Raw genomic sequence first — 23489 nt, 5'->3', positions numbered from 1 at the left:
TTAAGCGCCGGTGAGTTATGATTAACAGGGTTAACTATATTTATTTAAAGAAAGAAGGATTCTGATGTCAGGACATTCAAAATGGCACAATATTCAAGGCCGCAAGAATGCGCAAGACGCTAAAAGAGGTAAGATTTTCCAAAAGTTATCTCGTGAAATTTACATGGCTGCAAAGAGTGGTGGTCCTGACCCTTCAGGAAATCCTAGCTTGCGTTTAGTTATGGATAAGGCACGTGCAGCTAACATGCCTAAGAGCAACATTGAGCGTGCTATTAAGAAGGCTGAGGGTGGCTCTGACGAACACTACGACGAAATCACTTACGAAGGTTATGCTCCAGGTGGTGTTGCAGTCTTAGTTGAAGCTTTGACTGATAACAAGAACAGAACTGCTTCAGACGTACGTGTTGCCTTTACTCGTAATGGTGGTTCACTTGGTGCTACTGGTTCAGTTGCTTACATGTTTGACCGTAAGGGTTATATTGTAATTGATCGTTCAACTACTGATGCAGATGAAGATCAAGTCTTATTAGATGTTATGGATGCAGGTGGTGATGACTTGCAGACTAGTGATGATGCATTTGAAATCTACACTGATGCTAAGCAATTTACTACTGTTAGAGACGCATTAGAGAAGGCTGGTTACAAGTTAGCTAACGCTGAATTAACTATGATTCCTCAGAACACTACTCCAGTTCCAGCAGATAAGAAGGAACAATTTGAACACTTAATTGATGCCTTAGAAGACAGTGATGATGTGTCTAATGTTTACACTGCTGCAGCAGACGACGAAGATTAGAATAATATTTAGAAGTAGACCTAGAATTTTCTAGGTCTATTTTTTTTACATTTTAAAAAAAGAAAATCCACTTTTTTGCGTATATAAGATTGTGGCCACAATTTCATGGAAGGAGATTTAGATGGATATACAAGCTATAGCTAATGATATTCTTATTGACGCAATTAATAAGCGAGTAAGTGATATCTTTATCATGCCTGCTATTGACAAGTATTTAGTCAAGTTCCGACTAAAAGAAAACGTTCAAGAATTCAAAAAAGTAGACTATGCATTAGGTAGAGAGTTACTTAATTATTATAAGTTTATTTCGCAAATGGATATTGCTGAGCATCGTCGTCCGCAAGTTGGTTCCTTGATTAAGGAGGTTGCTAAGAAGCGCTACTTCTTGCGCCTGTCATGCATAGGTAACTTTAATGATCAAGAATCTTTAGTTATTAGGGTGATTTATGGGATGCAGGAGAATCGGTATTTTTTGCCTGAGCAACTAGAGCAATTAGAATTACTTGCTAAGCGGCGTGGCATGATCGTTACTAGCGGACCAACTGGATCTGGCAAGACTTCAACCATGTATCAAGTTGCACACTCAATTAGTTGCAACAAGATGGTAATGACGATTGAAGATCCAGTTGAGATTTGGGAGGAGACGTTTTTACAGACGCAAGTCAATAACGTAGCAGCAATTACTTATTCTGACTTACTTAAGGCAGCCTTACGCCACCGACCAGACATTTTGATTATCGGTGAGATTAGAGATAGCCAAACGGCTAAGTTAGCTGTCAATGCTGCCTTAAGTGGACATTTAGTGCTAGCAACTGTACATGCTAAGAGTACTTTTCAGACTTTGTCACGCTTAGAAGGATTAGGAGTTAGGCAAGATGAATTAGCTAATTCCCTAACCGCAATTTCTTATCAACGTCTATTATTGAATCAAGATAGACAATTGAGCTGCATTTTAGATATTGCTAGCGGTAAGCAATTAAGAGATGAAATATTTAATTCTGAACGGGGTAATTTTATTTCCTGGAAGAATAACTTAACTTATTTGAAGAAGCAGGGGCAGATAGATGAAGTTACTTTTAATGACTACCAAGAAGGATAAGCTGTCAACTAGTGAGCAGTTAATCTTTTTAGATTATTTAAGGCAGACGCTGGCTAATGGCTTTTCTTTGAATGCAGCTTTAAGTTTAATGCCACAGATTTGGTCAGCTAAAAGAACACTATTAAATAACTTAAACCAAAAAATAGCAGCAGGTGAGAAGTTTAGTCAGGTCTTATTAGAATTAGGGTTCTCTAAGACAGTAGCTGCCCAGATTGAGATGGCGCTGGTAGATGGGAGTTTAGTTGACTGCTTAGACCAATTAGCACAATTAAGTAGGCTGAAGATTAAGCAATTGAAAAAAATTAAGAGTGAGTTAGCCTATCCAGCAATGTTAGTGAGTATGATGTTGGTACTATTATTTTTTATGCATACATTTTTGAAGAATGAGATGTTAATTTCTGATAGTGGTAGTGATATCTTATTCGGCTTCTTAGCTTTATTGGTAATCGGAGGAATTATTGCCGTTAGTCGTTTATTTTATTTACTTAATAGGCAAGATTATAACTCTCTAAAAAAGCTGCGCTCAATTCCGATAATTGGTCAAACTGTTGAGATTTATGTGCATTATTTAATTGTGTATGATTTAGCTATCTTATTGCAAGATGGCTTCTCGCTCCGGCAGATGTGCATCTTACTCCAAAGTCAACCAATAGGTTCAATCCAGCAAGTTCTAGGTAGTAAGATTTATCATCAATTAGAGTCAGGCAAGACTCTCAAGCAGATTATTGAAACTGAGGTATTTTTGCCGAAGAGCTTATTATTGCTGATTAGTACAGGAGCTACTAAGCAAGAGATCGGCAAGAGATGTGCAATTTTAGGCAAGACGTTATTTTATGAATTAAATTTGAAGATTAGCAGGATGGTTGTTAATATTCAGCCGATTTGCTTTATCTTTATTGGGGTGTGCATTTTGGGGATGTATTTAAAAATATTATTACCGATGTACGCTACGATGCAGAATATGTAGGAGAAAAAATGAAAACAAAAATCAAATCATTACTAAAAAATTTTAAGAAAGCTAAGGGCTTTACCTTAATTGAAATGGTGGTTGTGATTGCAATCATTGCTATTTTAATTTTGTTGGTAGTACCAAATTTAAGTACCCAAAGGAAAAAAGCAGAAGATAGAACAGAAGAAGCTTTTAAGACTACTTTGCAAACGCAAGTTGAACTATCTGGTAAGGAAAATCCAAGCTGGGATGATCTTAAAGAAGAGAAATTAATAACTGACAAACAATATGATCGTGCTATAAAGAATAAATATGAAATTAAAGATGGAATTGTCAAAGGTCCAGAGAATTAAAGCCTTCACTTTAGCAGAAACGATCATCATTACCTTCATCGTAGCTTTTTTGGCATTAGTGCCAGCCTTATATCTAAGAGGATACCAAGAGTCAGTTGACTTGCTTAACGCTAAAAGATCATGTCGAACAGCAATTAACTATGCAGCTAGGCAAGCTGCTCTCACTCATAGTATCAGGATTGTGGAATATGATACTAATAAGCAACAAATTAAGGTAAGGAGTGGCAATCAAGGAACTAAAAGATATAAGTTGCCTGATAATATTAATATTTATGGCTTTCCAATTAATATTTCACAAGATGGCAACTTAACTCCTAGGACAATTACATTTGTTAATAACAATCAAAGGGTAAAGATCAAGATTCAAATGATGTGGGGTAAGATGGTTGATGGTTAAGCAGAGAGGCTTTTTATTATTAGAGGCGAGTGTTAGCTTATTTTTAGCATGTTTGGGCGTTACCTTATTGTTTTATACATTGGGTCAAACTAAAAAGATTAATCAAAACATTGATCGAAGAATTGACCGAGCTTATGCTAGCTATGTCCTTAACAATACTAGTAAACAGCAAGTAACAGTTCACGATCATCTCTATGAACAGGCTGGAGCCGATCAAGTTCTAGATAAGACTATGGGTAAAGTAGTATATGAAGTTAAATAAGCTTAAGGGCTTCACAATTGCAGAAGCAATTCTAGCCTTAATGATTACGTTGATGTGCTTTACGATTTTGCAAAATACGCTCGGCATAATCAAAAACAGCGAAAAGCTAAAAGATCCCGCCAACAATGTAGCATACAGTTATATGCAATTAGATAAATTCCTTAAAAGAAAAAAGCATGTTGAAATTTATCCTGATAGTTCTAATGGTGCCAGAATAGTTTTGAAAACATTAGTTTCTGAAAAGGATAACGGTGAACCTGTATTTGATACTTACGTTATTGAAAGCTATCATAACATGGTCAGAATGAGCGGTATTGACGGTGGACACGTTCCACTATTATTGAATCTTAGATCGAGCCATTTTTCTTATGATATTGATGAGTTTACAATTAGTGTTAATGAGGAAGAGGGCGGACGCAGTGAGTTAGTTTTTAAAGTTGATAAACCGCTAAAAGTTAAAAAAGAAAAGAGCAAGCCAAAAGATGTTAACGATCAAAAAGAAAAGCCAGAAACTTCCAGCAAGCGCACTACTTAGTGCTGTCTTAGTATTGACTACTTGCATATTATTTACGGAATTTTATATGAATTACTTTTGCCAAAATATGGAAAATAACTTAATGTTATTGAAATACTTCCTCTAATTGAAAATTTACAGTTCTTGCGACTTAATTCACTAACCTATAGAATATTAAGGTAAAGGGGTTAGAACTATGCAAAAACAAAAATTAGAAGAACTTTATCCAAAATTTCAAGAAGTAGTTGAATTATTACAAAAGGATCTAAACGTGTCCTTTTCATCAGCTTTGACTGAAACTTTTGATAATTTAGAAAATGGAAAAATTAAAGTTGAAGCCGGAGCACCCGATAAAGAAACTGTCGCGCAATTAACTGAAAAATATCATGCTTTAGGCTATGAAAATATGTCACGTCAATTGAAGATGCAGATTTTTACCTTATTAGCTTTGAAGGCAGTTAATGAAGATGGCAGAGACTATACGCAAATGCCAACACCAACAATTATTGCGACAGTAATTGCCCTAATCTGGCAAAAGATTGTTCCTAAGAATTTTAAATCAATTGTTGATCCTGCAATTGGAACTGGAACACTGTTATATTCTGTGGTTAGACAATTAATTGCTGAAAATCATTCTAAGAATGACTATAAGTTATTTGGAATTGATAATGATGAGGGGTTGCTTGATCTAGCGGATGTTGGTGCTCACTTAGATGATTTAAATATTGAGCTATTTCGTCAAGATGCCCTTGATTCATGGATGATTCCAACAGCGGATGTTATTTTGACAGATTTACCAGTAGGTTATTATCCACTAGATGATAATGCTAAAAACTTTGAAAATCATGCTAAACAAGGACATTCATTTACTCATACTTTAATGATTGAACAAGCAATCAAGAATCTTCGCTCAGGTGGCTATGCCTTTTTAGTTGTGCCTAAGCTCCTATTTTCAGATAAGAATTCAGCTGACTTCATGCCGTGGCTAGCTAAGAAGGTGAATATTCAAGCAATTGTCGAGTTACCTAATGATATGTTTGCAAATGAAGTCCAACAAAAATCTATTTTAGTTTTGCAAAATCATGGCGAGAATGTTAAACCTAAAGAAGTATTAATTGCAAAATTAGATTCACTAAAAGATCCTAAGTCTTTAGTTGAATTTAATTTGAAGTTAAATGACTGGTACAATAAAGATGTTGAGTAATGTATCTAGTAAAATTAAGAGGTATAAAATGAAAAAGATTTTAGCAATAAATTCTGGTAGTTCTTCATTTAAGTACAAGTTGTTTTCTTACCCTGATGAGAAGGTAATTGCATCTGGGATGGCAGATCGTGTTGGCTTGGATAACTCTGTTTTTTCTTTAGAATTAGCAGATGGAACTAAGTTTGAAGAAGAGAAGGATATTCCGACTCAAGAACAAGCAGTTCAAAAACTCCTAGACTGGCTTAAGCAACATAATGTCATTGAAGATTTTTCAGAAATTGCTGGTGTTGGTCACCGAGTAGTTGCTGGTGGGGAAGAATTTAAAGATAGTGCTCTTATTGATGAACACAATATTCAGAAGCTATATGACTTATCTGAGTATGCTCCATTGCACAATATTCCAGAAGCTGATGGTATTCGTGCCTTTATGAAAATACTTCCTGGTGTACCTGAAGTAGCAGTATTTGATTCGTCTTTCCATCAGACATTAGATCCTGTGCAATATCTATATTCAGTATCTTATGATTATTACGAAAAGTACCGCGCAAGAAAGTACGGCGCTCATGGAACTTCAGTACGTTATGTGACCCAGCGTGCAGCTAAGCTGCTTAACAAGCCACTTGAAGACATGAAGATGATTGTCTGCCACCTAGGTAGTGGGGCATCTATTACTGCTGTTAAGGATGGTAAGTCATTTGATACTTCAATGGGATTTAGCCCAGTAGCTGGCTTAACAATGAGCACGCGTAGCGGTGATATTGATCCATCAGTTATTCAATATATTATGATGAAGAGTGGTATCAGCGACTTTGATGATGCAATTGATATTCTTAACCATAAGTCAGGCTTATTAGGTATTTCAGGTGTTTCACCAGATATGCGTGATATTATAGCTGCTGAAGAGAAGGGCAATAAGCGTGCTAAGCTAGCCAGAGAAATCTTTATTAATCGTTTAGTTCGCTATATTGGTTCTTACTTTATGGAAATGGGTGGCTTAGATGTAATTGTCTTCACTGCTGGTATTGGTGAACACAATTCAGCTATTCGTCAAGCTGTGATGGACCAAATGCGTATTATTGGTCTAATTCCAGATGAACAAGCTAATAGTACTAACGGTGAAAAGATAATTACTAAGCCCGATTCTAAGGTTATTGGAATGATTATTCCAACTGATGAGGAATTAATGATTGAACGTGATGTTGTTCGTTTGGCTCATTTAGATAAATAATTCGTTATAGTCGCAATTCATTCTCAGGTATGTTAAGATAGTTAACGTACCTGGGGATGTTTTGGGATTCGACAGGCGTAGATTCGCATTGACTGCGATTCGTAGGTCACGTCTACGTTAAAACGTCACAGTTAAATATAACTGCAAATAACGAAAATTCTTACGCAGTAGCTGCTTAGTCAGCTCTCGTGATCCAGTAGCGGTTTGCTCATGGCTGCTTCTTGGGTTTTACCATTAGTGAGCTACGTTTAACTACCTTACCTGAATAGTTAAAAATAAGATTGACTAGGTATGTCTTAATACATCAGCCCTGTTATATGGCGTAGTGTTAAGGCGAGATCAAGTAATATAACTATGATCGTAGAGGTTAATGACGGAATGCGTTTGGACAGGGGTTCAACTCCCCTCATCTCCATAGTTGATTGAAGTCTTTATTATCAAGTGACTTAAAAGCTTGTAATAAAGACTTTTTATTTTTCAAAATTATCTGAAAATCTAACAAATATAGATAGTATTGAAAGGTTATCTTTTAATGTTCTTGATAAACGTAGATTTATTAAGTAATTTTTTGACCGAAATTTGACCGAAAAAAATCTAAAAAAAGAATATTGTAATAGAATAAAAAATGTTAGAAGAATGTATCTTTCTAGAAAGTTTTAATAATTGGGCTAAGAAAAATATCAACAGTGTGTCAATTTTATTCTTGACAGATTAAAACTAAAATTATATATTATTAACAAATATTTAAAAGAGCTTGAAGAGCAGAGTAACTAATCTAACTTATAGCAGAGAATTATCGGTTGGTGCGAGATAATTAAGTGACATTGGTGAACATGGGCTTGGATATCAGTGTTGGTGACATTTAGCCAGCAACGGGGATTGTAGACCGTTATCTACTACAGGCTATGATAGTAGTCAGTGAGGTTTATTACGTAAGTAATAGACGAATAAAGGTGGTAACACGAAGCACTCGTCCTTTTTAGGATTGAGTGCTTTTTTGTTTTACGAAAGGAGTATCTTAAGATGAGTTTAATTGAAGAAGCTAAGAAAGGACTAGTACTTGACGGGGCAATGTCAGATGAATTAGAAAGACAAGGCGTTGATACTAACAATAAGTTATGGACTGGAATTGCCTTAATTGATGATTTAGACAAGGTTTATCAAGCACATATGGATTATTTTCAAGCAGGAGCCCAACTGGTAATTACTGATACTTATCAAGCAAATAGTCAGGCCTTTGTTGAAGCTGGGTACTCCTTGCAAGAGGCTAAAAAATTTATTGCAGATGGTGTCAAAATTGCTAAGCAGGCCCGTGATGATTATGAAAATAGAACAGGGCAACATAATTATGTCGCTGCAACTATCGGTTCTTATGGCGCATATTTGGCTGATGGCAGTGAATATCGTGGTGATTATGAGTTAAGTAGAGATGAATACTTAGCTTTTCACCTTCCGCGTCTGAAGACTGTCTTAAGTCAAGATCCTGACATTCTTGCAATTGAAACCCAACCTAAACTATCTGAAACAATTGTCCTGTTAGATTGGGTCAAGAAAAACGCTAAAAATATCCCAGTATATGTTAGCTTTACCTTAAAAAATAGTAAGCAAATTAGTGATGGAACATCTTTAAAAGAAGCTATCAAGAAAATAAATGAATATCAGCAAGTGTTCGCGGTAGGAATTAATTGCGTAAATCCTGATCTAGTAGATGAAGCACTAATTGAAATGAATAAATATACTGATAAAAGCTTAGTAGTTTATCCAAATTCTGGAACTGTTTATGATCCTAAAGTTAAACAATGGAAAAAAGTTGAAAAGCAATATGAATTCTCGCAACTAGCTGCCAGGTGGTATCAATTAGGAGCGCGGTTAATTGGGGGATGTTGCACTACGGGACCAGAAGAGATTAAACGGATTAGTCAAACTTTAACCAAATTGAGGTGATAATATGAAACATCAAACGCATCTAAACAGGAAGATGGAAACACGTCATATTAGAATGATTTCACTTGGCGGTGTAATTGGAACTGGATTATTTTTAAGTTCAGGCTATACAATTCATGAGGCTGGAGCTTTAGGAACAGTTATTGCTTACTTAGTAGGGGCTGTGATTGTATTTGCAGTAATGCTTTGTTTAGGTGAATTATCTGTAGCAATGCCTTATACAGGGGCTTTTCATGTTTATGCTAAAAAATACATTGGTCCAGCTACAGGATTTATGGTAGCAATCATGTATTGGCTAACTTGGACTATCGCCTTAGGATCAGAATTTACGGCTGCTGGTCTAATCATGCAAAAATGGTTTCCGCAAATTCCAGTTTGGATCTGGAGCTTGGCTTGTATGATTTTAATTTTTTTGAGTAACTTTTTTTCGGTTAGAACTTTTGCAGAAAGTGAATTCTGGCTATCTGCAATTAAGGTATTTGCAATAGTCGTATTTATAGTTTTGGGATTTTTAGCGATTTGCGGAGTTTTGCCAATTAAAGGATTTACTCATACGCCGGGCTTGTCTAATTTCTATAAGAATGGCTGGTTCCCTAATGGTTGGGGCGGATTGTTTACTACAATGTTAACTGTTAACTTTGCCTTTTCAGGAACGGAACTTATCGGAATTACAGCCGGAGAAGCAGCTAAACCTCAAAAGGCAATACCTAGTGCAATTAAGACTACCTTGTGGCGTTTAGTCATTTTCTTTATTGGTAGTATTGTGGTAATGGCTGCCTTAATCCCTTATAAAGTTGCTGGTGTAACGCAAAGCCCATTCGTATATGTGTTGGAGCAGATTCACGTTCCTTTTGCGGCAGATATTATGAATTTCGTGGTCTTGACGGCTATTATTTCAGCAGCTAATTCTGGTCTATATGCTTCAACTAGAATGTTATGGTCGCTTAGCAATGAGGGAACAATTCCTAAAATTTTTAAGAAGACTGGTAAGCGTGGTGTTCCTACAGCTTCATTAATTGCTAGCATGATTGGCGGTATCTTTACTTTGGTTTCAAGTAAGGTGGCTGCAAGCACAGTTTATCTAGTATTGGTTTCAATTTCTGGCTTAGCGGTAGTTATCGTATGGATGGCAATTGCCATTGCTGAATTGAATTTTAGACGGCAATTTATAGCTGAAGGACATGATTTAAATGAATTGAAATATAAGACACCTTGCTATCCATTAGTACCATATTTTGCTTTTATAGCTAGTTTTCTTTCTTGTGCTTTAATTTGGTTTGATAAAAATCAGAGAGTGGCATTATATTATACGATTCCATTTATCATAATTTGCTATTTAGGTTATTATTTATGGCAATATTTCACTAAACGAGTAAAAAGAGTTAGCTATAATCGTGACTAAGAATTATGCATTTTTTCTATAGTAGAACATAAAGATTAAGTATTAGACTTGTTTGCCTAGTTATTTAAAAATATCTATGATAGCAAAATTATTATATTTTTTAAGATAAGGAAGCTTAAAATGAGAAAAGTTATTAGAGATAAATATTTTGAAGGCGAACGATCTCTTTATGGAATTGAGGATGCGGTTTTAGATAGTATAACTTTTGGTTATGGTGAATCTCCTTTAAAAGAAACAAGTGGCTTGGACATTAAGAATACAATTTTTACTTATAAGTATCCGCTATGGTACAGCAATCAGATCAATGTTGTTAACAGTACTTTTGAAACTATGTCTCGTAGTGGCATCTGGTATACAAATGACATTAGTATCAAGAACAGTAACTTGCAAGCACCGAAGCTGTTTCGGAGATGTAGTAAGATTGAATTAGATCATGTATTCTTCTCTAATGCTGAAGAAACTATGTGGTCTTGTAACCAAATTAAGATTACTAACTCACAAGTTAACGGCGACTATTTTGGTAAAGATAGTTCAGATATTTATTTAGAGAATGTAGATATTATTGGTAATTACGTCTTTGATGGAGCTAATAATATTGAATGCCATAATTGTCACTTTGTTTCAAAAGATGCTTTTTGGAATTGTGAAAATGTTAAGTTAGTCAATTGTAGCTTGGATGGTGAATATCTAGCTTGGAATACTAATCATATTGAATTTATTAATTGCAGCATCAAAAGCGACCAGGGCTTATGTTATATCAATGATTTAAAATTAGAAAATTGTCAACTGCTTCATACTGGACTTGCCTTTGAAAAATGTTCTAAGATTAAGGCAGAAATTACTAATGAAGTTGATTCAATTAAGAATCCAATTTCTGGTAAGATTCATGCTCATCGAATTAAGACCATAATTATCGACCCTGAAAAGGTAGATCCTCAAGCAACTCAGATAATTTCAGATTTACCAGTGTTTGAGAGAATTGATCATTCTGATACTAATCAAGAGGCAAAATAAATGAAGTATGACTTTACAACTATTCCGCCGCGTCGCCACACCGATTCGGTTAAATGGAATATTAAAGATAATGAATTACCAATGTGGATTGCGGATATGGACTTTAAGATTGCTCCTGAAATTATTCAGGCAATGCAAGACAAGCTTCAACTAGGAGCATTTGGCTATGAAGAGCCGCAAGATGATTACTTTAATGCAGTTGCGGGTTGGTATGAACAAGAACATAACTTTAAGCCCAAGGATGACTGGATGATTTTTTCAACTGGAGTTGTGCCGGCTATTTCTTCAATAGTTAGAAGAGTGTCGCATTTGGGCGATAATGTATTGGTCCAAGAGCCGGTTTATAATATCTTTTATAATTCAATTGAGAATAACGGTCGTCATGTGTTATCTAGCGACTTAGTCTTTGATGGGGAAGCTTATAGCGTTGATTGGCAAGATCTAGAAGAAAAATTAGCTGATCCATTAACTGCATTAATGATTTTTTGTAATCCACATAATCCAATTGGCAAGGTCTGGACTAAGGCAGAAATCGAAAGGATTGCCAGCTTATGTAAAAAGTACCATGTAGTCTTGCTTTCCGATGAAATCCATGGCGATTTAGTTAGGTTTGGTGATTCCTATATACCTGCCTTTGCTATTGATACTAATTTATTATCGAATGTAATTAGCTTAGTCTCACCAAGTAAGACTTTTAATGTTGCTGCCTTGCATGCGGCGACAGTTATCATCCCAAATGATAATTTGCGCTCAATTGTTAATCGTGGACTTAATAGTGAAGAACTAGCCGAGCCGAATTTGTTAGCAATTCCAGCAAGTATTGCTGCATATACCAAGGGGCATAACTGGTTGAAAGAGTTGAAGCAGGTTTTAAATAATAACTTTGACTATGCGACTAATTTTATTAAGGAATATTTACCTGAGGTTAAGGTAGTAGCTGGTAGGGCAACATATTTGATGTGGTTAGACATAAGTGAAGTATCTGATAATAGCGCTGGGCTTAGTCAATTTATTAGAGAAGATACTGGTCTAGTCGTTTCAGCTGGCAGCGTTTATCGTGGCAATGGGAATGACTTTTTAAGAATTAATTTGGCTTGTCCGAAGCCGATGGTTGAAGATGCAATGGCTAGATTAAGTAAGGCAATTCACGATTTTCAAAATATGGCTAAATAAAGATTGATTTTAATATCTGAAAGTGGTTTCATGTTAATTGTAAGAAAGGTATAGACTTTATATGAGGTGATTAACATGGAACCTATTTTTTTAACACCATATTTTAGACCCAAGATTTGGGGTGGTAGGAAGCTGAATACTGAACTGCACTATGATATCCCTGAAGGGAAAGTTGGCGAAGCTTGGGTTATTTCTGGTTATAAGAATGATGCATCAACTGTAACACAAGGACCTTATAAAGGTGAAACCTTGCGACAAGTTTATCAAGCTCATCCGGAACTATTTGGTAATCCAGCTGCTAAGGAATTTCCATTATTAGTTAAGTTCTTAGATGCTAACGATAATTTATCTGTTCAGGTCCACCCAGATGATGAGTATGCCCGAATTCATGAGAATGATTCAGGTAAGACTGAGAGTTGGTACGTTTTACATGCTGAGCCTGATGCTAAGCTGATCTATGGTCATAATGCCAAGAGTAAAGAAGAATTAGAAGATTGGATCAATAATGGCAAGTGGGATAAGCTATTTCGATATGTTCCAGTTAAAGAGGGCGACTTTTTATATGTTCCGGCAGGTACTGTTCATGCACTAACCAAAGGAATTATGGTTATTGAAACGCAACAGTCAAGTGACGTAACTTACCGCCTATATGATTGGGATCGCATCGACCAAAAAACTGGTCAAAAACGGGATTTGCATATTAAGCAATCGCTTGATACTATAAGAGTTCCATCAACAGATCCTAAGCTAGATATTACTAAACAAGAAGTTACCGGTGCGCTGATTACTACTTTAGCTAAGCCACCGGTATCTCCTCATTTCTACTTGTGGCAAATTGATGTAAATGGTACATTTAACTGGGAGTTAGATAATCATCCTTACATGCTAGTTTCTGTAATTAAGGGAAATGGTAGCTTCAAGGTAGATAATAAAGATTATAATATTAAGTTAGGTAGTAACTTTATTATCACTAATGAGATGAAGAATTTTAGTTTTAGCGGTGATAACTTAAGGTTAGTTATATCAGCTCCAGGTAAGGAATAATTTTTAGAAAGAGAGTGAAAACCAAATGATCTATGTAGCTTGTGGTGCGATAATGTTTGCTGTGGGGGTCATTTGGTTTTTGCATCCAGCTAGCGTTCCTAATCGGATGTATGGTTATTTGTCATATTTAGCAGCTGTGAATAAGGCCAGCTTTGCCTATGCACAACGTGTATCAAGGAAATATTTGGTAATATTCGGAGCAATCCAAATGGCAATAGGTACACTAATTCACTATTTGAATTGGGACAAGTTTTTTATTTTATGGCTGCTTACCTTTTATTTCTTTATCCTGGCGCCGATAATCTTAACTGAAAAGAAGCTACAGACCTTTTTAAGGAAACGTCATGAATTGCCGCATGATTATGTAGAACCGGATAAGATAAAACACACAAAAGTAAAAGGATTTAGGGATAAAAGATAATGAATATTTTAATGGTAGAAGATGATAATTCAGTTGCTGAAATGATGAAACTCTTCTTCGCTAAGGAAGATTGGCAAGTCGATGTTGCTCTTGATGGTGTAGCTGCTGTTGAGATGTTTAAACAAAAGCAAAGTGAGTATGACATCATAACTTTAGATTTAAACTTACCAAAAAAAGATGGGATGGAAGTTGCTCAAGAAATTAGAGAAGTATCGCAGAAGATACCAATAATTATTTTGACTGCTCGTGATTCTGAATCTGATCAAATTTTAGGCTTGGGTATTGGTGCAGATGAATATGTGACTAAGCCTTTTAGTCCCTTGGCTTTGATTGCCAGAATTAAGGCCTTATATCGCAGAACTCATCTTGATAAAGTTGATAATCACATGCATTTCGATGTGGTGACTAAGCACCTCAAGATTTCCAAAGATCGGCGTGAAGTATTACTAAATGACCAGAAGGTAGAGGGAATAACGCCTAAAGAATTTGATCTCTTATTAACAATGGCTCAAAAACCGAAGCAAGTTTTTTCACGGGATAAATTATTAGAACTTGTTTGGGGATATGAATTTTATGGTGAAGAACGAACTGTCGATGCCCACATTAAAAAGCTTCGTCAAAAATTAGAGCAAGTCGGACCGCAAGTCATTCAAACTGTTTGGGGAGTAGGTTATAAATTTGACGATTCTGAGGTTTAAAAATGAAGCTGTTTTATCAACAGATGCTTGCATTTTTGCTAATAATTGTAACGAGTATTGCAATTATTGGTTATTCAGCATTAAATTTTGCTACTAACCAAGCTTATGAACAGAGTTACCAGCGTCTAGAAGGATATGCACGTTCACTAGAAAGCTTAGCATTAGAAGATGAGCAGGGGTTGAATCATGATTTTTTAAGTAAGATGCAAGTTGTCATGCAAGGAGAGGATATGAGCTTGCGGATCTTTAACAATAAGAGCGAGCAAGTATATCCAGAAACGCCAGCTAAGTTGAGTATTCCTAAAAGTATTATTCAGAGCTTAAAGCGTGGCAAGGTTATCAAGATCAAGAATGATCATGAAGATAGCAGGGTGTCTTTTTCCAATCGAGATGCTTATACGAGCATTCTCTATCCTTGGCGTCAAAATGGCAAGTTCATTGGAATTCTCTGGATTGGTTCTAGGGTCCAGAACGTAGAAGAAACGATTAAACGCGAGAAGCGCAACTTAGTAACTGCCTTATTAATTACGTTAATGGTGGGATTAGTTTTAAGCTTTATTCTCTCATACTTCATTTCTAATCGAGTTAAGCGTCTTTCTAAGGCGACTAAGAAGATTGCACAGGGCAATTTTAATGTTCATTTGAATCATGGTGAAACCGATGAAATAGATGACTTAGCTCATGATTTTAATCTTATGGTTAGTGCATTAAAACAATCACACGAAGAAATTAAGGCTCAAGAACAACGCCGAGATCAATTCATGGCTGATGCAGCCCACGAAATGAGGACGCCATTAACAACTATTAACGGTATCTTGGAGGGCCTGCAGTATAATGCAATTTCAGAAGCGGATAAGCCTAAGTCGATAGCCCTGATGCAGAGTGAAACTAGACGCTTAATAAGATTAGTTAACGAAAATCTAGATTATGAAAAGATTCGCAGTAATAAACTAACCTTGTTAAAGACAAAGTTTAATGCTTTTATTGTTCTTAGTAACCTGCTCACCCAAATGAAAAATAAGTCAGAACAAGAAAATGACAGTTTAGTTCTGCATTGTCCAGAAAAGATCGAAGTCTATGCTGACCGTGATCGCTTTACCCAGATTATGGTTAACTTGGTTCAAAATGCCTTACAATTTACTAAAAATGGCACGATTACGATTAGTGGCCACAGAATAGAACATGGAACCCAATTTAGTGTAAGAGATACTGGAATTGGGATGAATGAAGAACAAAAGAGGTTTATTTTTGATCGTTTTTATAAGGCTGATGCTTCTAGAGCAAAGCTAGGTAGTGGCGAATCAGGCTTGGGCCTAGCAATTGTGTCGTCTTTAATTAAGCAACATGGTGGCAAGATTGAAGTTGATTCACAGCCTAATTTAGGTTCGACATTTACCGTTACCCTATATGACGAAGGTTATGAAAAATATCAAAAATAAAATAATAGGCTAGGATTTGATCCTAGCCTATTTATGTAAGGTTATTTTGTTTTAGATGATGCTTTAGATTGTTTACTTTCTTGTAATTCATTTAATACGCTAGCAGGGACCTTATTTATCTCATCACGATTAATTTCAGGAGCATTAGTTGAATATAGATTAGTAGTTGAACCGTGCTTTTGCGAATAAAGTGATGTCGAAGCTGGACCTAATTCTTTTTGAATTTCAAGCATTTGAGAATAATTTGTCTTATAGTCAAACTGACTTGGAGAACTTGGAATAAAGCCCTTTGGCGTGTAGAAACGTAGCAAGTTTTTATTATTTAATAAGTCAGAGTCATGAAGAGTTTCATAGCCGAATTTTGCTAACTTATTGATTTTTTCTTTTTGTTTAGGGGTAAACTTAGTTATTCTCTGACCATTGCGATTATTATAGACGGTCCCCTTGGTTCCTTTACCACCAACGATAATGTAGTCAGGGGTGACGATTGTTCCGTTACGAAAGATTACGACTTGTCGGTGCTGAGGTGATAATAAATCACTACCGAATTGGATGTAATTCTTAGTATTTACACCAAGTAAGTGGAGCAAGGTTGGCAAGACATCAATTTCGCCACCCAATTCATTGTTAATACCGCCTTTAAGTCCAGCCATGTGGATCATGAAAGGAACTTTTTGTTCTTGAATAGTATCATACTCACTCCAAGAACTAGCACTACGTCCTAATAATGGCGCTAGAGCAGTATATTCGCTGTCTGATAGGCCATAATGATCGCCGTAGAGAACAATCATTGAGTTTTTGTATAAGCCGGTCTTTTTAAGGTAGTTGAAGAATTCACGAACAGATTCATCTAAATAGTGTGCAGTTTCCAAGTAATTATTTACGGTTTGGTCGCTGGTTTTAGCGGTTTTAAAGTTATCTTTATCAATATTATCCATGTCAAATGGAATATGATTAGTAACAGTAATAAATTTAGTATAGAAGGGCTGCTGCATCCGCTCTAGATATTTAGCACTTTCAGCAAATAAGAGCTTGTCTTTTAGTCCGTAACCAATTTTATCTTCTTTATTTTGAGAAAAATAACTAGCATCAAAGAAGTAGTTATAACCTAGGTTCTTATAGACTTCATTTCGGTTCCAAAAAGTTCCAATATTACCGTGAAAGACAGCCGAAGTATAACCTTTTTGGCGGAGAATTTGCGGAGCAGCTTGGAAGGTATTCTCTGAGCCTAAAGAAGAAAATAGCGAACCATCTGAAATACCAAAAGTACCAGTTTCAAGTAAGTTTTCTGCATCAGATGTTCGACCAAGTCCAACTTGATGGTAAAAATTGCTGAAGCTCAGGGTATTTTTATTCTTATAAAGAGAGTTCAAAAATGGAGTTACTTCCTGACCGTTAACTTTTAAACCAATTATGAATTGTTGGAAGCTTTCTAAGTGGATAATAATGACATTTTTATTCTTTGCCTTACCAAAATAGACATTAGATGCTGGAGTATAGTTATACTGGGTAAAGCTTAGAATATTGCTAATATCGTCAGAGGTAGCGTCTTTTTTCACTTGGTTAGATTGCGCACTTTTGACAACATCGTAGACACTATAAGTATCTAGTCCAAGATATTTAACGACATAAGAACGATCAAACGTATTACGTAGTAAGCGTGGTCTAGATGTTTCAGCCAGCATCATATTTAAGCTAAGCATAAAGACCCCAAATGATGTCACTGCAAAGGGTCTTGTCAGGCCATAACGGCGTGAATCAAGCTTGATGATTTTTAAACATAGCAGAATAATAATAACAATTAAATCTATCCAAATGATAATATCTGAAGGATTTAAGAGTGCAACAGTACTTTTGCCTAGGCCTTGGGAGACTTTGCCTGCGTTTTGGATGGTCTTAGCAGTTAAAAAGTCTGAAAATTGACGGTAGTAGATTACATTAGCAAACAGCCAAATCGTATTTAAACTGTCGATAATTAGTAGGCTAATGTAGGATAAGATTGGTTTAGATATGTATAAACCTAAACTCAACAGAATAATTGATGTACCCAAGGGAGTAAGCCAAACTATAAATTGCTGATAAGGATCAGTTAAACTTAGCTTAAAATCAAAATATACGACAAACATATACTTTAGCCAAAAGCATAGATTCAATAATGTGAAAAATCCGATTCTTGTTTGCCAAAACTGAATTTTAAATTTGTTCACCTTAATAGACTCCTTTATATATATTCACAATTTTACTGGTCTTTTGATGAAACAACAAATTTTTTTAGTAAGTTTGAAACTTTTGTAATATTTTTAATGAAATACTTGTAGAAAATTCTCGGTCGATTTACGGTATAATTAACCAAAAAAATAAAAGGATATGCCTATGTTATTTTTACAACCTTTATACGATATGATTACCCATGCTTTAGCAGGAAGAATTAATCACTTTGCTTTAATTAAATTGATCTTTTATAGTCTAGACAAGACTTTGTTTTATTTTTTGATATTTGTAGTGTTACGTCTATTGTGGTTATTGACGGTTAGGAGAAGGAGAAGTATCCGTTCGGAAGTTGCAGTTTGGCTGTTTACTTTTTATTTTATCTTGTTATTGATGTTAACAACATTTAGGGACACCTACTTCCCATGGCAACTTACATTTAATTTCCATCGCAATTTATCTGATGTTAACTTAATTTTTATGAAAGAAACATTTAAGCTGGTACATGGTGCTAGCAAGCTAGATTTTTTCTATAATTCTTTTGGCAATATTGCTTGGTTTGTACCATATGGATTATTGATGCCGATTATTTTAAGGAAAAGATATTGTTTTTGGAAGGTAACTTTTTTAGGGATGTTTACCTCCATAGGGATTGAAGCTTTGCAATTTATTTTAATGACTGGTGTGAGCGACATTGATGATGTTTCATTTAATGTGTGCGGAACTATAGTAGGCTATATACTATATCGAGTTATTTTGCATTATCATAAGCAATTCGTCTAGTTTTTTATAATTTTTCTGCTAAAATAAAGATGTATGTGTAAAAATTAACAATATAGATAAAAAGGAAGTTTAAAAATGACAGAAGTTGTACATTTTGACGCAAGCAAATTAAAACCTTTTGTTCATGAAAATGAACTAAAAGAAATGCAACCAATGGTTACTGCAGCTAACAAGGAATTACGTGAAGGTACTGGTGCAGGTAACGATTTCCTTGGTTGGGTTGATTTACCAGTTAACTACGACAAGGATGAATTTGCTCGTATTAAGAAGGCCGCTAAGAAGATCCAAGGTGATTCTGAAGTCTTAGTTGGTATTGGTATCGGTGGATCTTACTTGGGTGCTCAAGCAGCAATTGAGTTCTTAAACAGTGCTTTTTACGGTAAGGTAAAGAGCGACTACCCAACTGTAGTATTTTGTGGTAATTCAATTTCAGGTTCTTACCTTTATGACTTGATTGAATGGATCGGCGACAGAGATTTCAGTATCAATGTTATTTCTAAATCAGGTACTACTACTGAACCATCAATCGCATTCCGTGTGTTGAAAGAGAAATTAATCAAGAAATATGGTAAAGAAGAAGCTGCTAAGAGAATTTACGCAACTACTGACCGTCAAAAGGGTGCCTTAAAGACTGAAGCAGATTCAGAAGGTTATGAAGAATTTGTTGTTCCAGATGACATTGGTGGTCGTTTCTCAGTATTATCTGCTGTAGGTCTACTTCCAATTGCCGTTGCAGGTGGTAATATTGATGAATTGATGAAGGGTGCTGCAGATGCTCGTGCTGCTTATACTGATCCTAATGCACAAGAAGATAACCCATACCAATATGCTGCTCTTAGAAATATTCTTTACCGTAAGGGTTATACTACTGAAATCCTTGAAAACTACGAACCAACCTTAAGAATGTTAGGTGAATGGTGGAAGCAATTAATGGGTGAATCTGAAGGTAAAGACCAAAAAGGTATCTACCCATCAAGCGCTAACTTCACTACTGACTTACACTCACTTGGTCAATATATCCAAGAAGGTCGTCGTAACTTAATGGAAACTGTTGTTAAGGTTTCTAATCCAGCTCATGACATTACTATTCCAGATGATAAGGAAAACTTGGATCAATTGAACTTCTTATCAGGTAAGACTATGAACTATGTTAACGATCGTGCTTATGAAGGTGTAGTTCTTGCTCACACTGATGGTGGTGTACCAGTTATGACTGTTGATATTAAGGACCAAAGTGAACACACTTTAGGCTACTTGATCTACTGGTTCGAATTGGCTGTAGGTATTTCAGGCTATTTGAATGGTATTAATCCATTCAACCAACCAGGTGTTGAAAGCTACAAGAGAAATATGTTTGGTCTTTTGAACAAACCTGGTTATGAAGATTTACATGACGACTTAACTAAGCGTCTTTAATAACTAAAATTAATTAAATATTTTTTGAAAAGAGTGGAGGTCTTAATCTCTGCTCTTTTTGCGCTTTAAAGAGGAGTTTCTATGCAAGAAAAAGTAAATGTAAAGAATATATGTGCAGTATTAGCCGTTGCTTTTATGTCATTTTTAGGAATTTTAACAGAAACTAGTCTAAACGTTACTTTTCCGACTTTAATGAATCAATTCAAAGTAAGCTTAGATACTATTCAATGGACAACGACAGGATATCTTTTGATAATTGCGATTATCATGATTAGTTCGTCTTATCAAAATCAACGTTTTAGTGCAAAACAGCTTTTTTCTTTTGCTTGTATTAGTTTCATTGTAGGAAGTTTGGTTTCTGCTTTTGCAACGAATTTTTTGATTATGTTAATTGGGAGACTTATTTCTGCATTTGGTGCTGGATTATGTACCCCATTGATGTTTAATCTAATTGTTGAGATTATGCCTAGAGATAAATGGGGGCTTTATATGGGGATCGGTGGCTTAGTAATTGCTATGGCTCCTACATTAGGACCAACATTTGGTGGAACAGTAACTTATTTTTTTAATTGGAAATGGATTTTTATTATAGTAAGTGTTCTTGCACTAGGTATATTTTTATTCGGCTTATTTAATGTTCAAAGATATCATAATACCAAGAAGCTAGGTTTTGCTTGGTTAAGCTATATTACGCTAAGCTTGGCCTTAGTTAGTTTAATAATAGGATTAAATCAGATTAGCAAGGGAATTAAAAATATCTGGTTGTGGGGGATGCTATTCATTGCAGCTATATTTTTAATATTATTTGTCCGCTTATCAAAAAAGTCTAATAAACAATTGCTTAACTTAGAAGTTTTTAAACAAAAAGCATTTATTTATGGTGCGGTAGCTTATTTTTTATTACAATTTATTAATATTGGGACAAGTTTTATTCTGCCAAATTATGCACAAATTGTAGATCACCAATCATCATTAATTGCTGGTTTAATATTATTACCAGGAAGTATTATCGCTGGTTTGCTTAATCCATATTTTGGTAGTTTGTATGACCGTATAGGAGCTAGAATTATTCTTTATACTGGCGCAAGTTTAATGATAGTAAGTTGCATATTGTTTGCTATTTGGGGAATAAATTTAAGTATATTGATGATTGTCGTAGTTTATTCACTACTAGTATTAGGACACAGAATGTCATTTAGTAATACCATGGCTGAGGCTTTGAAGATACAATCAGGTAGACTACATGCTGATGCAACAGCTGTTTGCCAGACTAGTCAGCAACTAGCAGGATCGATGGGAACGACAATTTTAGCTGCTGTTATTGCAATCTCTCAAAATGAAGGTGGACTCTCTTACTCTGCTCTAACCGCTCAAGGTAGTAAATGGGCATTCTGTTTTACTACAATTTTGGGAATATTAATCTTAGTATGCGATTGGAGAATGTTACATTTAGAATAATTAGAGGTAATAAAAAATAACTTTCTATAGCTAAAGAATAGGGTCAAGATTTAAAAAAATATAATTTTGATCCTATTCTTTAGTTATTTACTTAAATTAACGCATATATGCTTTATTAAATTTTCGTTGCTACAAATATCGCTACAATTGTTACAATCTTCAGAAAATCCGAAAAAATAAAAAGCAACTAGTTTTACAACTAATTACTAACTGTTACTTGTTTTAATTAACTAATGTATACCAATTTAAAACGATTTTGCTTAATTAAACTCTTAAAAGAGGTTACCTCTTTAAATTACCTCTTATTTTTGAATTTTCAAATAATTTGAAAAAGTCGAAAAAAACAAAAAGCCTTTAATCTCAAGATTTATAACCACTTGAAATTAAAGACTTACTAGAAAATTGAGATATTCGGGCTCGAACCGAAACATCCAGGAACCAGAATCCTGTGCCTTACCAATTTGGCTATATCTCAGTAAATCACCCGTACGAGAATTGAACTCGTAACTCCACCTTGAGAGGGTGGCGTCTTAACCATTTGACCAACGGGCAAAATCAACATAATTAAATATAAGTTATCTGGAACAAAATGTCAAGTACTAAAAAACTTTTTTCTTAAGTTTGAATCAGGTAAGATTAACATATAGGAGAATAATTATGATTGATTATTTTAAAACGCAACATTTAATTGAACAAATGATCAGCGATCGCATTGTGCCTGGAGTTAATTATACATTTATCAAAAAAGATCAAGTAACTAATTCAACAATTGGTTTAGCTAGTTTGATACCGAATAAGACACAGCTTAATCCATTTTCTTTATACGACTTAGCTAGTTTGACTAAGGTATTAGGGACAACCAATGTTTTTTTGAAATTATATCAAGATGGAGTGTTAAACTTTACTGAGCCTTTAAATGACTTTATTCCAGATTTTAAAGATAGGAGAGTTAGGTTATTTCACTTGTTAACTCATACTAGTGGAATTAAGGGTTGGATACCTAATCGTGATCAATTACCAGCTCCAGAATTGTTAAAGGCAATTATTAACTTACCAGTAACTGAAGAATTTGAAACTAGGATGAGGTATGCTGATACTAATTTTATTTTATTAGGACTAGTTTTAGAAAAAATTTATCATCAAAGTGTGCAACAAGTTATTAAAGAGCAGGTTATTTATCCTGCTAAGCTAAAAAATACGACATTTAACCCTGTTGCAGGTGATTGTGTGCCTACAGCGCTGCTGGTAAACGGGAAGATATTGCAAGGAGTCGTACATGATCCTAAAGCTCGCACATTAGGCAAGGATTGTGGATCAGCTGGGATGTTCTCAAATATGAATGACTTAATTAAGATGGCGCAAGGATATTTAGGTTTAAGGGATGACAGTTTACCAATCAGTCAAGATACGATTACTGAATTATATTCAATTCACACCCCTAAGAGAGTTCATGCTCGTTCTTGGGGATGGGATTTGTGTTTTGATCCAATTGATAAGCACCCAATTTTATATCATACGGGTTTTACTGGGACTTTCATGTTATTGGACAGGCTTAATCAGTCAGGATTGATTGTTTTAACTAATCGAATACATCCTAGTGGACATAATGAAATATTCTTATCTATTAGAGAAAAAATTGTTGCGACATTCTTACAAGAGAATACCTATAAGCATTAAAAGCAAAAAA

22 protein-coding genes, 2 tRNA genes, 1 other RNA gene and 1 other annotated feature are annotated in these 23489 nt (G+C 35.1%); of the genes, 22 read left to right on the top strand and 3 right to left on the bottom strand.

The genetic code is table 11. The annotated features are described in order from the left end of the window. The first annotated feature begins 64 nt into the window (after positions 1–64). The 18 genes from J2Z60_RS05160 to J2Z60_RS05075 all read left to right on the top strand — a co-directional run bounded on the left by J2Z60_RS05160 (position 65) and on the right by J2Z60_RS05075 (position 15937). Positions 65–796: a YebC/PmpR family DNA-binding transcriptional regulator gene (locus J2Z60_RS05160; protein WP_209686610.1), complete on the top strand. Its 732-nt coding sequence runs from the start codon at positions 65–67 to the stop codon at positions 794–796. Positions 797–917: 121 nt separating this feature from the next. Continuing rightward, positions 918–1895: a competence type IV pilus ATPase ComGA gene (gene comGA / locus J2Z60_RS05155; protein ID WP_209686609.1), complete on the top strand. Its 978-nt coding sequence runs from the start codon at positions 918–920 to the stop codon at positions 1893–1895. Then, positions 1861–2862 carry a type II secretion system F family protein gene (locus J2Z60_RS05150; protein WP_209686608.1) on the top strand — a complete coding sequence of 334 codons (1002 nt, stop codon included), beginning with the start codon at positions 1861–1863 and terminating at the stop codon, positions 2860–2862. The genes comGA and J2Z60_RS05150 overlap by 35 nt, the downstream gene beginning before the upstream one ends. Before the next feature lie 8 nt (positions 2863–2870). Then, a complete protein-coding gene (locus tag J2Z60_RS05145; RefSeq protein ID WP_209686607.1) occupies positions 2871–3197 on the top strand; it encodes a prepilin-type N-terminal cleavage/methylation domain-containing protein in 327 nt (108 codons plus the stop codon). Continuing rightward, positions 3169–3594 (top strand): hypothetical protein, encoded by a 426-nt coding sequence (locus J2Z60_RS05140; protein ID WP_209686606.1) that lies wholly within the window; start codon positions 3169–3171, stop codon positions 3592–3594. The genes J2Z60_RS05145 and J2Z60_RS05140 overlap by 29 nt, the downstream gene beginning before the upstream one ends. Continuing rightward, positions 3587–3856 carry a type II secretion system protein gene (locus tag J2Z60_RS05135; RefSeq protein ID WP_209686605.1) on the top strand — a complete coding sequence of 90 codons (270 nt, stop codon included), beginning with the start codon at positions 3587–3589 and terminating at the stop codon, positions 3854–3856. The genes J2Z60_RS05140 and J2Z60_RS05135 overlap by 8 nt, the downstream gene beginning before the upstream one ends. Then, positions 3843–4391, top strand: coding sequence for a ComGF family competence protein (locus J2Z60_RS05130; RefSeq protein ID WP_209686604.1), 549 nt, complete (start codon positions 3843–3845; stop codon positions 4389–4391). Before J2Z60_RS05135 ends, J2Z60_RS05130 begins: the two co-directional genes overlap by 14 nt. Positions 4392–4566: 175 nt before the next feature. Next, entirely contained in the window at positions 4567–5574 is a 1008-nt protein-coding gene (locus J2Z60_RS05125; protein ID WP_209686603.1) for a class I SAM-dependent methyltransferase, read from the top strand. Between the two features lie 28 nt (positions 5575–5602). Further along, entirely contained in the window at positions 5603–6802 is a 1200-nt protein-coding gene (locus J2Z60_RS05120; RefSeq protein WP_209686602.1) for an acetate/propionate family kinase, read from the top strand. Positions 6803–6854: 52 nt separating this feature from the next. Continuing rightward, positions 6855–7220, top strand: a transfer-messenger RNA (tmRNA) gene (gene ssrA, locus J2Z60_RS05115). Positions 7221–7546: 326 nt separating this feature from the next. Continuing rightward, positions 7547–7783 (top strand) — a binding site (T-box leader). 42 nt (positions 7784–7825) lie between these two features. Next, positions 7826–8746, top strand: coding sequence for a homocysteine S-methyltransferase (gene mmuM / locus J2Z60_RS05110; protein WP_209686601.1), 921 nt, complete (start codon positions 7826–7828; stop codon positions 8744–8746). Positions 8747–8750: 4 nt separating this feature from the next. Continuing rightward, positions 8751–10148, top strand: a complete 1398-nt coding sequence (locus J2Z60_RS05105; protein ID WP_209686600.1) for an amino acid permease — start codon at positions 8751–8753, stop codon at positions 10146–10148. Positions 10149–10268: 120 nt separating this feature from the next. Further along, positions 10269–11162: a DUF3737 family protein gene (locus J2Z60_RS05100; protein WP_209686599.1), complete on the top strand. Its 894-nt coding sequence runs from the start codon at positions 10269–10271 to the stop codon at positions 11160–11162. Next, a complete protein-coding gene (locus J2Z60_RS05095) occupies positions 11163–12335 on the top strand; it encodes a MalY/PatB family protein (protein WP_209686598.1) in 1173 nt (390 codons plus the stop codon). Positions 12336–12410: 75 nt separating this feature from the next. Beyond that, a complete protein-coding gene (gene manA, locus J2Z60_RS05090) occupies positions 12411–13379 on the top strand; it encodes a mannose-6-phosphate isomerase, class I (protein ID WP_209686597.1) in 969 nt (322 codons plus the stop codon). Between the two features lie 25 nt (positions 13380–13404). Further along, positions 13405–13800: an SdpI family protein gene (locus J2Z60_RS05085; protein ID WP_209686596.1), complete on the top strand. Its 396-nt coding sequence runs from the start codon at positions 13405–13407 to the stop codon at positions 13798–13800. After that, positions 13800–14498 carry a response regulator transcription factor gene (locus J2Z60_RS05080; RefSeq protein WP_209686595.1) on the top strand — a complete coding sequence of 233 codons (699 nt, stop codon included), beginning with the start codon at positions 13800–13802 and terminating at the stop codon, positions 14496–14498. Before J2Z60_RS05085 ends, J2Z60_RS05080 begins: the two co-directional genes overlap by 1 nt. Positions 14499–14500: 2 nt before the next feature. Further along, positions 14501–15937, top strand: coding sequence for a sensor histidine kinase (locus tag J2Z60_RS05075; protein WP_209686594.1), 1437 nt, complete (start codon positions 14501–14503; stop codon positions 15935–15937). A gap of 41 nt (positions 15938–15978) precedes the next feature. On the opposite strand, the gene J2Z60_RS05070 is transcribed toward J2Z60_RS05075, so the two are convergent. Further along, positions 15979–18144: an LTA synthase family protein gene (locus tag J2Z60_RS05070; RefSeq protein ID WP_209686593.1), complete on the bottom strand. Its 2166-nt coding sequence runs from the start codon at positions 18142–18144 to the stop codon at positions 15979–15981. A gap of 166 nt (positions 18145–18310) precedes the next feature. Between J2Z60_RS05070 and J2Z60_RS05065 the strand changes: the two genes are divergently transcribed. From J2Z60_RS05065 to J2Z60_RS05055, 3 genes are all read left to right on the top strand, one after another. After that, entirely contained in the window at positions 18311–18928 is a 618-nt protein-coding gene (locus tag J2Z60_RS05065; protein ID WP_209686592.1) for a VanZ family protein, read from the top strand. 75 nt (positions 18929–19003) lie between these two features. Further along, positions 19004–20344 carry a glucose-6-phosphate isomerase gene (locus J2Z60_RS05060; protein ID WP_209686591.1) on the top strand — a complete coding sequence of 447 codons (1341 nt, stop codon included), beginning with the start codon at positions 19004–19006 and terminating at the stop codon, positions 20342–20344. A gap of 81 nt (positions 20345–20425) precedes the next feature. Next, positions 20426–21802 (top strand): MFS transporter, encoded by a 1377-nt coding sequence (locus J2Z60_RS05055; protein WP_209686590.1) that lies wholly within the window; start codon positions 20426–20428, stop codon positions 21800–21802. Positions 21803–22204: 402 nt separating this feature from the next. On the opposite strand, the gene J2Z60_RS05050 is transcribed toward J2Z60_RS05055, so the two are convergent. Both J2Z60_RS05050 and J2Z60_RS05045 read right to left on the bottom strand, forming a co-directional pair. Next, a tRNA-Gln gene (locus J2Z60_RS05050) sits at positions 22205–22277 on the bottom strand. Between the two features lie 5 nt (positions 22278–22282). Beyond that, positions 22283–22354 (bottom strand) — tRNA-Glu (locus J2Z60_RS05045). 105 nt (positions 22355–22459) lie between these two features. Here J2Z60_RS05045 and J2Z60_RS05040 point away from each other — a divergent pair. Continuing rightward, a complete protein-coding gene (locus J2Z60_RS05040) occupies positions 22460–23479 on the top strand; it encodes a serine hydrolase domain-containing protein (protein ID WP_209686589.1) in 1020 nt (339 codons plus the stop codon). Positions 23480–23489 lie beyond the last annotated feature (10 nt).

This window comes from Lactobacillus colini, assembly GCF_017874575.1.
In the GTDB taxonomy this organism is placed as follows: Bacteria; Bacillota; Bacilli; order Lactobacillales; family Lactobacillaceae; genus Lactobacillus; species Lactobacillus colini.
This window is presented reverse-complemented; position numbering and strand designations above follow the sequence as displayed.